Here is a 14,049-nt window from a genome sequence, read left to right as displayed (position 1 = left end):
ATCAGTCAATCAGAATGACGTCGAGGCTATCTCCGGCGCGAACATCGTCTTGTCCTGCAGGTACGACGGCCAACGCCGTGGTCGCCGCGAGCGAGGCAACCAGATGCGACCCGCCCGCCTGCACGTGGGTAGGTATCACGGCTCCATCAATGATCATCGCCGGCACGAACTGCGTCCGCCCCAGAGGGCTGCGCCAATTGGAACCCGCTGGTATTTGCACGACGGTGTGATTCGTATCAGCACCGGCCATCCGTCGCAGCAGCGGACGCAGGAACAGCTGGGCGGAAACATAACAGCTCACCGGATTGCCTGGGAAACCGAGGAACACCGTATCCTTGAAACGTCCGAAGCCTTGAGGTTTGCCCGGTTGCATCGCGACCTTCGTGAAAGTCATGTCGTCGAGCGATTCCTTGACCACGTCGAACGCACCCGCTGAGACTCCCCCAGATGTGACCAGAACGTCAGACTGCTGTGCCAAGTCGGTGCATGTCGCGCGAAAAATGTCCGGACTGTCTGGAACATGCATGCACCCGACGACGTCGGCACCCCACGCGGTCGCCAAAGCTGCGGTCATGTGCAAGTTGGAGTCTGGGATCTGACCAACCCCCAGTGACGCACCAACTTCGACGAGCTCGGTGCCGGTCGTCATGATGCCCACGCGCGGACGGATTCGAACCGCCACGTCAGCCACCCCAAGGGACGCCAAGGAGGCGATGACGGCTGGAGTAATGCGCAACCCTGCTCCCAATGCCCTAGCCCCGGCGGAAATGTCCTCCCCCGCGCTACGAATATTTTGGCCCGACGCAACTCGATGAACGATTTTCACCGTGGCGGGCAACGCGCCCGGCCCCGGATCCTGGTCGGTGTCCTCCACCTTCACCACAGCGTCAGCACCAGGGGGCACCGGAGCACCCGTCATGATGCGAACGGCAGTACCGGGCTTCACAGCAGGAACGCAGGTGGCCCCAGCGGGGGCATCACCAATGACCCGAAGTCTGGCCCCCGCTACGGCATCGCCCGCGCGAACGGCGTATCCGTCCATTGCCGAGTTGTCGAAGTTAGGCACCGGCCATGGCGCGATCACGTCCTCGGCTAGAAATCGCCCGAGCGCCCGGCACAACGGTACCGTTTCGGACTCCACCGGCCGTGCCAGCTCAAGTATCCGTGCCAAGTACTGTTCAGGGGTGTCCGTCACGATGCCTTCACCATCCCGTGCCGCGTAACTCGTCCAACCCCTGGGCGCAGGGGCAACTCGAAGCTGCGCGCGCGCATGGCATCCAGGAACCACACGCGCCCGACAAGAAGGTCTCCTAAGCCGGCAAGAAGCTTGATCGTCTCGGTGGCCTGCACAGAAGCCACCTGTGCCACCACAGCGCCAAGAACCCCGACATCCTTGGCTAACGGAAGATCGGAGTCTGGGGGCAGTTCACGGTGCAAGTCGCGTAGCCACAGCAGATTCCCCTCCGCATCCGGTACGCCGAATACTGAGCACTGCCCTTGCATCGACACCACAGTGGCCCATACCAGTGGGCGCCTCCGCTGTCGGCACGCATCTGAAATAGCGAGCTTCATTCCGAAGGTGTCGACGCAATCAACAACCACATCGTGGGTTGCCACTAGCTTGTCGAGATCATCGCGGTCAAGCATGTGGGGAATTGCAGCCACGGTAACATCGCCGTTTAGCCCCTGCACTTGCGCCGCCGCCGATTCGGCCTTGTTGCGTCCCACTGTGCGATGCAGTATTTGCCGTTGAAGGTTTCCCACTTCGACCGTGTCACCGTCGGTGACGGTCACATGACCAACCCCGGCACCGACAAGCAGTGGTATTACCGTCGAACCAAGGCCCCCCGCCCCGACGACCAGCACCTTGCTGTCCAGCAAGGCACGCTGTCCGCGTTCACCGAATCCAGGAATATCGATATTTCGTCGGTAACGCTCAAGTTGTGAGGCGCTCAAGGTCCGTACATTCTGGTTCTGAGTCATGGCAACCCGCCCCACTCATAACCGCCCTCGAGCAGAAACTGCTGCTTCCATATTGGGACCTCCGCCTTCACTGCGTCAATAATCTCCATCGCACACGTGAAGGCCTCCCTTCGATGCTCACCTGCCACCGCCAACGCCAAGGCAACGTCGCCCACTATCAGTTGCCCCACGCGATGCTCAACCGCGATGGCGCGTATACCTTCACACTCGGCGAAGTGAGCCACCACCCGTGCCAACGTGTCGGTCGCCGAGGGGTGGGCACTGTACGTGATGCCGGTGACACCGACTCCGTGGTCATGATCACGCACCACCCCTTCGAACGTCACCACCGCACCCGCAGCCGGATCGCCAACCCACTGTCGAATCGCAGTCAGGTTAAGCGGGCTGGAGGTGATCTCCGTGTGGATCTGCACTGAGCTCATTCAGCTCGGCCTCGGGGCGCCCGGGCGCGCGTAGCGAACCCACGTGATGACCGCACAACCAATGGCCCAGACCACACCGATGATGTAGAAGGTGGTAGGGGCCATCAAGGTCAGAGCAATACCGAACAAGAACGGACCGAAGGCCGCGATGGCCGCAGTCCAGCCAATCACTCCACCGGCCTGACGCTTCTCGAAAATCATCGGCATCTGCTTGAAGGTCGACGCGTTTCCGATGCCAGTCGTGAAGAAGATCACCAGCATTCCCGTGACGAACATCTTGAAATCATGCGATAACGTGGCGGCGCTGGAAACGTCGGGGGTCAGATACGGAATCGTAAACGCCACTGCAATGGCGGTTGTGATAGCGGAGATGAACGTCCAGACCGCACCACCCATTCGATCCGTCAGGGGCGAGAAGATCACACGAGTGGCAGCACCAATGAGCGGTCCCCAGAAAACTATGCTCACCGGGTCCGGTAGCTTATACCGGGAAATCAATACTTTACCTGACGCATTGATAATCGCCGAGTTTCCCGTGCCGTACAAATTAGCCATGAGCAGCCCAAACTGGGCGGATAACCCCGAAAAGGTACCGAAAGTCATGATGTAGAGCACGGTCATCCACCATGTATCTTGGTTGCCAAATATATCGAACTGCTGACGAATATTAGCCTTGATAGGGACGGAGCGCAGCATGAACCATGCCAGGATCAGGCCAATGATGATGACAGGAACATAGATGAATGCAGCGGTCTGGTAGTGCACCAGCCGCGTGTTTCCGGACGGAGTCTTGAAATTTTGGGCCGCACCAAACATTCCAAACATGCCGAAACCGATGAGCCAGGGAGTCAGCAGCTGCACCAGCGAAACTCCGAAGTTTCCGATGCCGGCCTGGATACCCAACGCGGTTCCTTGCAGGCGCTTGGGAAAGAAATACGAGGTCGAAGGCATGAAGCCGGAGAAACATCCGCCGCCGATGCCAGCGAGAAATCCCAGAATCATCAATACCGCGAAGGGCGTGGAGTTGTCTTGAATGGCGATGCCCCAACCAACCATAGGCACAAGAATCAGTGCCATGGTAGAGGTGACCATCTTGCGCGTACCAAGGATGGGGGGGAAGAACCATCCACACTAAGCGCATGATTCCACCAGACAAGCCCGGGATCGATGCCAGCCAGTACAGCTGAGTCTTGCTGAACCCAAAACCGAGCCCGTTGAGCTTGGGGACCATGGCGCTGGGAAGGAACCACGCCACAAAACAGAACGTCATGTTAAACGTAGTGATGACCAGAGTTTTCCAAGCGAGGCTCTTGTCCCAGAGTTTGGGGTCCTCAGCGTCCCAGGCGACCAACCAGTCACCTTCACTGTGCACTGCCATCAAAGTCCTTTCCATATGGCGGTGGTAAGAAAATAGAGTTCACCGACTACGAACGTTGTCCTGGGTTCCGACAGCATCCCAGCCGCGGCCAGCTGCAGTGCGCGTGTGAGCATCGATCATGTCCCGCGAGCGGTAAACGACGTACGGGCGGAACAGATAGTGCAGCGGCGCTGCGAAAGCGTGCACCAGACGTGTGAAGGGGATTGCCGCGATAAGGATCATTGCCATGACCACGTGTACTTGGAACTGCCATGCCGCATCAGCCATGGCGCGAACATTCGGCTGCAAGGTGAACAAGGATCGGAACCAGACCGACACGGTCTCCCGATAGTTGTGCTCACTACCGTTGAGGTAGTGTCCCCCGGTACAGGTCGCAGCTAAGCCCATCAGTACCACTGCACCGAGCACAACGAACATGACCTTGTCATTGGCGGTAGTAGCCCGAAATACCGAACGGTTACGTCGTCTACGGATGATCAAACCCCCGAGGGCGATGATCATAATGCCCCCGATCGGCCCTCCGATGAGGACGGCGAACTCGTGATAGGTATGGTTGCTGATCCCGATTGAATCCGTGAACGATATGGGCACCGCCAGCCCCACCACATGCCCCAGGAGCACAGCAAGCAAGGCGTAGTGAAACACCGGCGAGGCAATCTTGAGAACCTTGGACTCGTACAGCGATGACGACCGAGAAGTCCACCCAAACTGATCGTAACGACGACGCCAGATCAGGCCACCAACGAGCACGACAAAACATACATAAGGCGATGCCGCCCAGAGAACATACTTCATCATCAAACCTCGGTACGGTGCGTGTCCCCAGCCTGGCGACGGAAACTCGGATACGGCAGCATGACCGTTCTCATGCCAACGGTCTCGGAGGGTGGCCCAGCCACCAATGACTTCACCTGCTCGACCGTCTGCGGCGATGGACCGCCAAGCTCGACGCAGACCGCCTCGACCGCGCATTCATGGGGTAGCTGGTCACGTTTCAGCGCTAGCCTCAACAGCTCGAGGGAAGCACGGTGAGCATGAAGCAACTGGCAACCACGCTTCAGGTCAGCGACAGCCGCATACTCCAGCATCAACGGCAGATAGTCAGGAAGCTCTCCGTTCAAGCTCACCTGAAAACCCGATTCCCGGTACACCTGCTTGATGTGCGCGAGTTCCTCTCCTCGCCGGCGCGTGTCACCGGATGTCCAGTACGTCAGGTGCAGTACGTGACGACGCGACAGATCGAATTCTTGAGAATGAAAAGCCTGCAGATCCATCAGGGATTTGCCGCGCAGATGCTGCAACAGAGGGCCGAACCGACTGGTCGCGCCGACCTCGGTAAGGGCAGCCTCGATGAGGTTCAACCGGTCGAGGAGGCGCTCGTCGGGGTATTCCAGCAACAGCGAAGCCGACTGGAGAACAATGTTGATCCGGCTCATGTGGCGTGTTCTCCCCCGTCACGTCTGGCCTGGCTCGCCGCGAAACTCTCTATCGACACCGGCACCGGATATCTGCGGTTCGAGCCGCAGAACCCTGCATTCTGCATCCCCGGACCGCCATCGACGTCCAGGGAACAGCCCATGCCATGAGGCTCGTCGCACCCCTCCCGGTGGGCCTTGGGAATCACGTAACGCTCGTCGTACTTAGCGATAGCGAGCAACCGGTACATCTGCTCAACCGCAGCAGGCTCCATGCCCACTGCACGCGCTATGTCGGGCTGCCGCTCGTTGCCCAACGTGACGTCACGCATGTATGACCGCATCGCAGCCAGACGCTGCAGCGTCGCTGTCACCGCGTCGACATTCCCCGCTGTGAACAGTTCAGCCAAGTAGTCCACCGGGATGCGCAATGCGTCGATGGCGCCAAACAGGTTGCCCGCTGCTTCACCATCGTGACCCTGCTCACTGAGCAGCTCCACAACCGGGGATAGGGGCGGGATATACCAAACCATCGGCATCGTGCGATATTCAGGATGGAGAGGCAGCGCCACCCTGAAATGCTTGATCAGCGCATACACCGGCGATTTCACAGCTGCTTCGAGCCAGTCTTGTGGAATCCCACTGGCGCGCGCATCCTGGATGACGTCAGGGTCCGTGGGATCAAGTAGCAAATCCAGTTGAGCCGGATAGAGATCCTGCTCGCTCTCAACAGCCGCAGCGGCACCGACCTGATCGGGATCATAAAGCACCACACCCAGGTATCGCAGACGCCCGACACAGGTCTCAGCACATACGGTCGGAATTCCTTCTTCCAGGCGCGGATAACAGAGGGTGCATTTCTCCGCTTTACCGGTGCGGTGGTTGAAGTAGATTTTCTTGTATGGGCAGCCCGTGATGCATTGACGCCACCCGCGGCAGCGATCCTGATCGACGAGAACAATTCCGTCCTCTGAACGCTTGTAAATAGCGCCGGACGGGCAGGAAGCCATGCACGACGGGTTGAGGCAATGCTCACATATACGAGGCAGGAAAAACATGAAGTTACGCTCAAAACTCAGTTTGATACGTTTATTTGCCTGCTCGCGCAGCTTCACCAAGATCGGATCATTAGCCTCAGTCGCTGCACTACCTCCCAAGGCATCATCCCAGTTGGACGATGCCTTGATGTCGATGTCCTCGCCCGTAATCAGTGATTTTGGGCGCGCCACAGGAAAATCATCTCCCAATGGCGCACGGGTCAGATTCTCATAGTCGTAGGTCCACGGCTCATAGTAATCGTCAATGCCGGGCTGTCGCGGCGAGGCGAAGATGCCGAGCAGCTTCTGAATTCGGTTCCCCGAACGGAGCTTCAACTTCCCCGATGGCGTACGCACCCATCCTCCACGCCAGCGATCCTGGTCTTCGTACGCACGCGGATACCCCTGCCCCGGTCGGGTCTCGACATTGTTGAACCACACGTATTCAGTGCCCGCCCGGTTGGTCCACGCCTGCTTGCAGGTCACCGAACAGGTGTGGCATCCAATGCACTTGTCAAGGTTCATGACCATGGTCATCTGCGCCATCACTCGGCGCCGTCTCTTATGGGGCGTCACGGTGGCCATCAGTACTGCACCTCCTGTGAACGGCGTCGGACGGTCGAGATGATGTCTCGCTGCACACCGGTCGGACCAAGGTAGTTAAATGCATAGGACAGCTGGGCATAGCCGCCGATCAAGTGTGTCGGTTTCAGCAGTATTCGAGTGACCGAGTTGTGAATCCCACCGCGTTTGCCAGTCGCTTCGGACTTCGGAACGCCGACTGTACGTTCCTGAGCGTGCTGCACGTAAGCCACTCCGTCCGGTAACTTCGAGGTGACCACCGCACGGGCAACAAACACACCGTTGGCATTGGTGAACTCGACCCAATCGTTGTCGGCAACCCCAATACTGCGAGCGTCATTCTCGCTGAGCCACGCTTGCGGACCACCTCGTCCAAGACTGAGCATGAACAGATTATCCTGGTACTCGGAATGGATTGACCATTTATTGTGCACCGTCAAATACCTTAGCGCGATGGCCTTCTCGCCATCCGGGCCTAGCGCCGGCTCACCATATGCGGCCCGCATATCAAGGGGTGGACGATATATAGGTAATTGCTCGCCCGCATCAATCATCCAGTCATGGTCAAGGAAAAAATGCATTCGCCCGCTGAGCGTGTGCCATGGTTTTCCACGCTCAGTATTAATAGTAAAAGCAGAGTATCTCCGCCCGCCCGTCTCTGAGCCGGACCACTCCGGTGACGTGATCACTGGCACTGGAGATTGCTGGGTCATTCGGAAACTAACACGCTTTTCCTCCGACCCCTCAGCCAGATCTGCCAGATGACATCCCGTCTTAGATTCAAGATCCCGGAATCCCGACACCGCAAGCTTGCCGTTCGTGGTACCCGAGAACGACAAGATCGCCTCGGCCATACGTTGGTCGGTGTCCACCGCTGGCCGTCCGGCAGCTGGACCAGAGGGGAAGACGCCGTGCGAAGCAGCCAGCTGCTGCACCTGTTCCCTGACGTCGTAATGCACGTTCTTAACCGTGAAGCCCAGTTCGTCGGCAAGCGGTCCGACAGTCGCCAGCTTGTCGGCGATGGCACCATAATCCCGCTCAACCACAGCCAGCGCCGGCATGTTGACCCCCGGGCTCGCTGGCACCCCTTCACGTTTCCAGTCAACAGCATGTCCCCCGGGCTGCTTGACCTCGCCGAGTGTGTCGTGCTGGAGCGGCACCGCGACCACATCGCGACGCTTTCCTAGGTGCGTGGCACCCAACTGTGAAATCGCGCGAGCCAGGTCGTTGAACAGCTGGAAGTCAGTACGCGCCTCCCACGGTGGGTCGATCGCTGCGCTGAAAGCATGCACATAGGGATGCATGTCGGTGGTGTTGATATCGTGTTTCTCGTACCACGTGGCCGCCGGGAATACCACATCACTGAGCAACGTGGAGGACGTCATGCGGAAATCAGCTGTGATCAGCAGGTCGAGTTTGCCCTCCGGCGCCCGGTCATGCCATGCAATCTCATCGGGGCGTCGTTCGCCGGGCTGCTCCATACCCAAGACATTGTTATGGGTACCAAGAAGGTATTTCTGGAAGTACTCACCGCCCTTAGCTGAAGAGCCGAAGAAATTCGACCGCCATAAGATCATTGTCCGCGGCCAGTTTTGGGAAGCATCCACGTCTTCAATCGCTGAATGCAATTCCCCTGACTCAAGCTTGGCTGTGACGTAACTGGTCACATCCGGGAACTCGCCACGATCAACCGCCGCCTGAGCCTCATCGGCTACGTCGAGAGGGTTGCGGTCGAACTGCGGGTAGAACGGCATCCACCCCATCCGCGCCGACTGGGCGAGGGCGTCAGCGGTGTGCTGCGGACGCATGCCACCGACGGCCAGAGGCGACTTCACTAGCTCCGTCGAGTTCCCGTCCGTACGCCATTGGTCAGTGTGCATGTACCAGTATGATGTGCCGTTGACGGTACGTGCCGGACGCGCCCAGTCCATGGCATTGGCCATACTGAACCATCCGGTCATCGGTCGGCATTTCTCCTGGCCGACGTAATGGGCCCAGCCACCACCGTTGCGCCCAATGCAGCCAGTCATCATGAGCAGGGCGATGATCGACCGGTAGGTGACATCGGCGTGGTACCAATGACAAATACCGGCACCAATGATGATCATCGACCGCCCCTTGGACTCCGCGGAATTCTTCGCGAACTCACGTGCGGTCTTGATGCACTGGGCGGGAGGGACAGAGGTGATCTCAGCTTGCCATGCGGGTGTGTAGGGAGCTCGCGGATCGTCGTAGGATTCGGGCCACTGCCCGGGAAGGCCATCCCGTCCGACACCGTACTGGGCCAGCATGAGGTCGAACACGGTGGTAACCAGTTGCCCATTGATCTGGCGGGCAGGTACGCCGCGATGAATGATCGAACCGGCGCCGCACGGATCTTCGAAGCATGGCAGCGCCACTTCGACCCCGTACGAATCTTCGGTTTCCATCATTGACAGCGCCGGTTCAACGTCGCCTAGCTCGAGGTTCCAGCGACGTCCGGCCTGGTCGCCATACCGGAAGCCCATTGAGCCATTCGGGACAACGGGACTTGCAGTGGCCGTGTCCCACATCACGGTTTTGAACCTCGCGGCGTCGTCGCCATTGCCGGCAGATGCACCCTCGCCCAGATCCGCCTCCGTGACGAACTTGCCGGCGGTCAGGCCATGGCCATCAGGATGCTCAACGAGGGTCACCAACATAGCCAGGTCGGTGTTCCTCTTGACGTAGGAGTCGAAGTATTCAGTCTTCCTGTCGACGAAGTTCTCCTTGAGGATCACGTGTCCCATCGCCATCGCTAAGGCTGCGTCCGTACCCGCCTGTGCCGGGAGCCAGTCATCGGCAAATTTAACGTTGTCGGCATAGTCCGGACTCACGGTGACGACCTTGGTGCCGCGATAGCGAACCTCCGACATCCAATGTGCATCAGGAGTTCGGGTTACCGGCACATTCGAGCCCCACATCATGAGATAGGTGGCGTCCCACCAGTCCCCCGATTCGGGCACGTCGGTCTGGTCACCGAAGACTTGCGGACTGGCAACGGGTAAGTCCGCGTACCAGTCGTAGAAGCTAGCCATCGCTCCGCCGATGAGGTGGTTGAACCGGGTGCCGATCGCGTGCGACACGATACTCATCGCTGGGATCGGCGAGAACGACACACAACGGTCGGGGCCGTAGTACTTGATGGTGTTCACATAGCTGGCGGCGGCTATCTCCAAAGCCTCGTCCCAACTGACCCGCACCAGCCCACCCTTGCCACGAGCCTGCTGATAGCGACGACGCTTCTCCGGCGTAGTCGAAATCTCATGAAACGCCTCGACCGGATCGCCCAACCGTGCCTTGGCGTCGCGATACATCTCGAGGAGCACACTACGAACGTAGGGATAGCGGACACGGGTCGGTGAGTACGTGTACCACGAAAATGCTGCCCCTCTGGGGCACCCCCGCGGCTCGTATTCGGGACGATCAGGACCCGTCGTCGGGTAATCGGTTGCTTGAGATTCCCACGTGATCAGACCGTCGCGCACGTAGACCTGCCACGAACACGAACCTGTGCAGTTCACGCCATGTGTGGATCGGACGACCTTGTCATGGCTCCAACGATTCCGGTAGAAGGCATCTCCGGCGCGTCCGCCCTCACGAAAAACTGCACGGTTGTCATCGGTGGTTTGCCAGCGGGTGAAGTGCTTCCCCAACTTGAGCAACGCGTCAGACGCCTTCCCGTCCGTGACCGGCTCACCCATGACAGGCCTCCCCATTAGCTCACAGTATGTTTTGGGACCCAAGGGGCAAGTGACAATCCGGGCCGCCCGTACTGCCTACAGCCGTCTAGGGTAGGGCGCTAACCCTATCACTTCTCAGGTTGGCCCGACCGTGATGCCGAAAGCTTGTGCCTGAGCCGGGGAGTCGATATCTGTTGTCGCCTCGGCAACAGGCACAAGTTCGACGTCGACGCTGTCGAACAGGCTTCGCACCGACATATCTGCCCAGCTCGATTGCGCGCCGACACACCCTCGGATGACCGGGAATGGAAGGACCGAGGCGAGCCACTGGGTATACCCGTCGATGTCAACTAATGCCCGACCGGACAGGACCGTGACCGAGCTGGTCAACAGATCGACGACGCGCCAGGGGTAGGCCAAGTCTCCTGCCAGTACCATCACCTCATCGGGATGGATCAGACTGTCGGCAAGTAGGTCGACTCCGGCAGCTATTGCCGCCGCCGGGCCGCTGCCAGCGGGGTTTTCCTGGACGAAGTGCACCCTGTCGTCGCTCCACCATGCTGGACGCGATCCGACAACGATGACACGGTCACACACCGATGCCACTGCCTGCACCGTACGTTCCAGAAGGGGAATGCCATCGAGCAGTAGACCACGCTTGTCGACACCCATGCGCACGGACCGCCCACCTGCAATCACAAGACCGGCACGCATCATCCACCTGCGAAGGGCGGCAGGACGTCGAGTTGAGTAACCCCCGCCAACGGGCCTTCCTCAATACGCATCCCATCTGCCAGACAACTGCATCGCGCAACGACTCGCGCCAAATCCTCGTTCTCGGCCCCGAGTTGGTGTATCAGCCCAGCCAAGTCAAGATCGGCTGCGTTAACTTCCATCGAGTCAGTACCAGCTGCCTCAGCGGCCCCGGCAAAGAATCTGACGAGCATCCTCATCCTCCGATTGCACTCATTGTCCGACTGGGCACGGCGAATCCGTTACCGTCAAAGCCGTGGCCGCCGGCCTTGGCCGCGTGGGCTCCCATCCAGGCCTGGGCTAGTGCACGGTCATCGGCCCCAGATCGCAATAGCTCTCGCAGATCAGTTTCCTGCCGGGCAAACAAACAATTGCGAACTTGACCGTCTGCGGTGAGCCTCGTTCGACTGCAGTCAGCACAAAACGGTGACGTCACCGACGCGATGATCCCGATGCGTCCCCCCGGTTGAGTGGCATCAGCCTTCACACCCCACCTCACAGCCGGAGCTGAACCACGCGGCTCGACATCCGGAAAGAGTTCGAACTCCTTGCCCAGAGAGGCAAGGATCTCAGCAGCAGGAACCATACTTCCGCGCCGCCACGACTGGGGTGGGCCGATGGGCATCTGCTCGATGTAGCGGAGCTCTAGCCCGCGTACAAGCGCGAACCTCGCCAACGGCACGATGTCGACCTCATTCACGCCCCGCATGATGACAGTGTTCAACTTCACCGGCTGCAGCCCGCTCGCCGCAGCCAGGTCGACGGCCACCAGCACATCATCCAGACGATCGCGGCGGGCCAGCTGGGCGTACCGGTCACGATCCAGCGTGTCGAGGGAAATGTTGACCCGGTCAAGGCCAGCTTCGACCAGTGCATCGAGATATCTAGGCAGCAGCAGACCATTGGTGGTCAGGGCCACCTCGACCGGCCTTCCCGATGCGGTGCGCAGCCGCTTGACGCCACTGACGATGCGCACGATCTCTGGGCGCACAAGGGGCTCACCACCAGTAAATCGCACCTTACTAATGCCGAGTTGGCTGACAGCTACCTGAACCAGTCGAATGATCTCGTCCGCGCTCAACACGTCGCTACGAGCCAGCCAGTCCATGCCCTCGGCCGGCATGCAATATGTGCAATGCAAGTTGCACCGATCAGTCACCGAGACGCGCAAGTCCGTCGCGGTGCGCCCGAACGGATCGACCAACTGCATCATGCTCACCAGTATCGCACCGGCATCTCACTGCGCGACTGCGAAGAACCCTGTCACTAACCGTGCTCTCGCGGCACCCACGTCTTGGTAGGGGCCCCAGTCAACGTCGCCAGGAATGCGCTGGACGGGTGCCTCAACATTTCGGCAGTCCTCCCCGAATCGACGACATGGCCCTTCTCCATGACGATCAACACATCAGCCAAAGCACTAATGTCCTTGCAGTCGTGAGTAACAATGACGCACGTACGCCCCCTCATCTGCCTGGACAGCACATCCCGGATGACGCCGGCCGACTCGACGTCCAACCAAGCGAGAGGCTCGTCCAAGGCCACCACTTTCGGTTCGACGGCTAAAGTGCGCGCTAGAGCGACTCGCTGCGCCTGACCGCCTGAAAGCTCTCGCGGGCGATGCTGCCCCAGTCCCCCCAAGCCCACCTCCTCCAGCCATTCGTCGGCGCGAGCTCGGGCTCGTCGAACAGACCAACCTTGTGCTCTCAACCCGTAGGCAACGTTGTCAACGACGCTCAGATGCTCGAACAACAACGCCTTCTGACCCAGCAGTCCGATACCACGGTGCCACGGAGGCACCACGGCGGACTTATGGCCACCATCAACGGCGGTCAGCACCCGTCCATCAAGAACGATTCGGCATCGGTCGGGCTGCAGGAGACCACACATCGCGTCGAGCACTGTGGACTTTCCGGCGCCATTGGGGCCGACCAACGCTACCGTCGTTCCGCTTGGGACCGTCATGGCGAACTGCACTCCCCGGTCCTTCACGCGGACCTCAACTTCCAGCCCACTCATCGATGTCTGCCATGAACGCCAACAACCACCGCAACGGCAATCACCATGAGCAGCAGCGACAATGCCATGGAAACCTGCGGATTCACTTCACGCTGCAGATAGATCTCCAACGGAAGGGTACGGGTCACCCCGGGCAATGACCCAGCAAAGGTCAAGGTGGCTCCGAACTCGCCCAAGGCCCGAGCGAACGCCAGCACGGCACCAGCGGCCACTGCTCGCCGCACCGACGGTAAGGTGACGGTCCACCAGACTCTCGAGGGTGGTGCGCCCAAAGTCATGGCGACCTGCTCAACTCGCGGGTCCATCGACTCCAGTGCACTGGTCACGGTGAGCACGAAAAACGGCAACGACACGAACGTCATGGCAATGACAACCGCGACAGTACTGAACGCAACGTCAATACCAATCGCCGCCAATGGTCGTCCCACCAGACCGTGCCTCCCGAAGGCTTCGAGCAGGGCCAAGCCACTGACGACCGGCGGCAGAACCAGAGGTAACAGCACCAGCGTCCTCAATACGACTATGCCCCGGAACTTTCCCTTGGCCAGCAGGGTCGTCAGGGGAAGCCCTAGAGATATACTAAGTATCGTCGCCGCAGCAGCGGTCCGTATGCTCAGCCACAAGGCGATCAGTGACGAATCACTGAAGAGCAATCGCCCCAACGACATCCACGGCACGCTGGAGCACAGCCCGAGAATCGGCAGGAAGAGCAGGATAACCACCAGTCCAGCAACTACCGCCAACCATGGTGGCAGCGGCATC

12 protein-coding genes and 1 pseudogene are annotated in these 14,049 nt (G+C 59.6%); all 13 read right to left on the bottom strand.

Annotated elements, in window-relative coordinates; genetic code table 11:
- Nucleotide 1 precedes the first annotated feature (1 nt).
- The 13 genes and pseudogenes from A5483_RS03360 to A5483_RS03300 all read right to left on the bottom strand — a co-directional run bounded on the left by A5483_RS03360 (nt 2) and on the right by A5483_RS03300 (nt 14,048).
- Entirely contained in the window at nt 2-1,195 is a 1,194-nt protein-coding gene (locus tag A5483_RS03360) for a molybdopterin molybdotransferase MoeA (protein WP_161485336.1), read from the bottom strand.
- A complete protein-coding gene (locus A5483_RS03355; RefSeq protein WP_063811047.1) occupies nt 1,192-1,983 on the bottom strand; it encodes a HesA/MoeB/ThiF family protein in 792 nt (263 codons plus the stop codon). Before A5483_RS03355 ends, A5483_RS03360 begins: the two co-directional genes overlap by 4 nt.
- The gene (locus A5483_RS03350) at nt 1,980-2,405 is read right to left on the bottom strand and encodes a molybdenum cofactor biosynthesis protein MoaE (protein WP_042842850.1); all 426 of its coding nucleotides are present in this window, start codon (nt 2,403-2,405) and stop codon (nt 1,980-1,982) included. The genes A5483_RS03355 and A5483_RS03350 overlap by 4 nt, the downstream gene beginning before the upstream one ends.
- A pseudogene (locus tag A5483_RS03345) lies at nt 2,406-3,783 on the bottom strand (MFS transporter).
- A gap of 39 nt (nt 3,784-3,822) precedes the next feature.
- On the bottom strand, nt 3,823-4,578 hold the full coding sequence (gene narI, locus A5483_RS03340) for a respiratory nitrate reductase subunit gamma (RefSeq protein WP_233500902.1): 756 nt from the start codon (nt 4,576-4,578) through the stop codon (nt 3,823-3,825).
- A gap of 2 nt (nt 4,579-4,580) precedes the next feature.
- Entirely contained in the window at nt 4,581-5,219 is a 639-nt protein-coding gene (gene narJ / locus A5483_RS03335; protein ID WP_063811023.1) for a nitrate reductase molybdenum cofactor assembly chaperone, read from the bottom strand.
- On the bottom strand, nt 5,216-6,820 hold the full coding sequence (narH, locus tag A5483_RS03330; protein ID WP_063811022.1) for a nitrate reductase subunit beta: 1,605 nt from the start codon (nt 6,818-6,820) through the stop codon (nt 5,216-5,218). The genes narJ and narH overlap by 4 nt, the downstream gene beginning before the upstream one ends.
- A complete protein-coding gene (locus A5483_RS03325; RefSeq protein ID WP_063811021.1) occupies nt 6,820-10,539 on the bottom strand; it encodes a nitrate reductase subunit alpha in 3,720 nt (1,239 codons plus the stop codon). Before A5483_RS03325 ends, narH begins: the two co-directional genes overlap by 1 nt.
- A 114-nt stretch (nt 10,540-10,653) precedes the next feature.
- Nucleotides 10,654-11,232 carry a molybdenum cofactor guanylyltransferase gene (mobA, locus tag A5483_RS03320; protein WP_052647597.1) on the bottom strand — a complete coding sequence of 193 codons (579 nt, stop codon included), beginning with the start codon at nt 11,230-11,232 and terminating at the stop codon, nt 10,654-10,656.
- Nucleotides 11,232-11,465, bottom strand: coding sequence for a MoaD/ThiS family protein (locus A5483_RS03315; protein ID WP_002549324.1), 234 nt, complete (start codon nt 11,463-11,465; stop codon nt 11,232-11,234). Before A5483_RS03315 ends, mobA begins: the two co-directional genes overlap by 1 nt.
- 2 nt (nt 11,466-11,467) lie before the next feature.
- Nucleotides 11,468-12,484 (bottom strand): GTP 3',8-cyclase MoaA, encoded by a 1,017-nt coding sequence (gene moaA / locus A5483_RS03310; protein ID WP_063811020.1) that lies wholly within the window; start codon nt 12,482-12,484, stop codon nt 11,468-11,470.
- A gap of 53 nt (nt 12,485-12,537) precedes the next feature.
- Nucleotides 12,538-13,287: a sulfate/molybdate ABC transporter ATP-binding protein gene (locus A5483_RS03305; protein ID WP_082863980.1), complete on the bottom strand. Its 750-nt coding sequence runs from the start codon at nt 13,285-13,287 to the stop codon at nt 12,538-12,540.
- Nucleotides 13,284-14,048: an ABC transporter permease gene (locus A5483_RS03300; RefSeq protein WP_063811018.1), complete on the bottom strand. Its 765-nt coding sequence runs from the start codon at nt 14,046-14,048 to the stop codon at nt 13,284-13,286. Before A5483_RS03300 ends, A5483_RS03305 begins: the two co-directional genes overlap by 4 nt.
- Between the last annotated feature and the right edge of the window lies 1 nt (nt 14,049).

The organism is Cutibacterium namnetense (assembly GCF_001642025.1).
Classification (GTDB): Bacteria; Actinomycetota; Actinomycetes; order Propionibacteriales; family Propionibacteriaceae; genus Cutibacterium; species Cutibacterium namnetense.
The sequence above is the reverse complement of the archived record's forward strand: the minus strand, read 5'-3'. Positions and strand labels throughout refer to the sequence as shown.

Coding starts and splice junctions, on each gene's coding strand:
- A5483_RS03305 (WP_082863980.1), bottom strand. CDS start 13,287: ATGAGTGGGCTGGAAGTTGAGGTCCGCGTGAAGGACCGGGGAGTGCAG.
- mobA (WP_052647597.1), bottom strand. CDS start 11,232: ATGCGTGCCGGTCTTGTGATTGCAGGTGGGCGGTCCGTGCGCATGGGT.
- A5483_RS03325 (WP_063811021.1), bottom strand. CDS start 10,539: ATGGGTGAGCCGGTCACGGACGGGAAGGCGTCTGACGCGTTGCTCAAG.
- narH (WP_063811022.1), bottom strand. CDS start 6,820: ATGGCCACCGTGACGCCCCATAAGAGACGGCGCCGAGTGATGGCGCAG.
- A5483_RS03355 (WP_063811047.1), bottom strand. CDS start 1,983: ATGACTCAGAACCAGAATGTACGGACCTTGAGCGCCTCACAACTTGAG.
- A5483_RS03315 (WP_002549324.1), bottom strand. CDS start 11,465: ATGCTCGTCAGATTCTTTGCCGGGGCCGCTGAGGCAGCTGGTACTGAC.
- moaA (WP_063811020.1), bottom strand. CDS start 12,484: ATGATGCAGTTGGTCGATCCGTTCGGGCGCACCGCGACGGACTTGCGC.
- A5483_RS03350 (WP_042842850.1), bottom strand. CDS start 2,405: ATGAGCTCAGTGCAGATCCACACGGAGATCACCTCCAGCCCGCTTAAC.
- A5483_RS03300 (WP_063811018.1), bottom strand. CDS start 14,048: ATGCCGCTGCCACCATGGTTGGCGGTAGTTGCTGGACTGGTGGTTATC.
- narJ (WP_063811023.1), bottom strand. CDS start 5,219: ATGAGCCGGATCAACATTGTTCTCCAGTCGGCTTCGCTGTTGCTGGAA.
- narI (WP_233500902.1), bottom strand. CDS start 4,578: ATGAAGTATGTTCTCTGGGCGGCATCGCCTTATGTATGTTTTGTCGTG.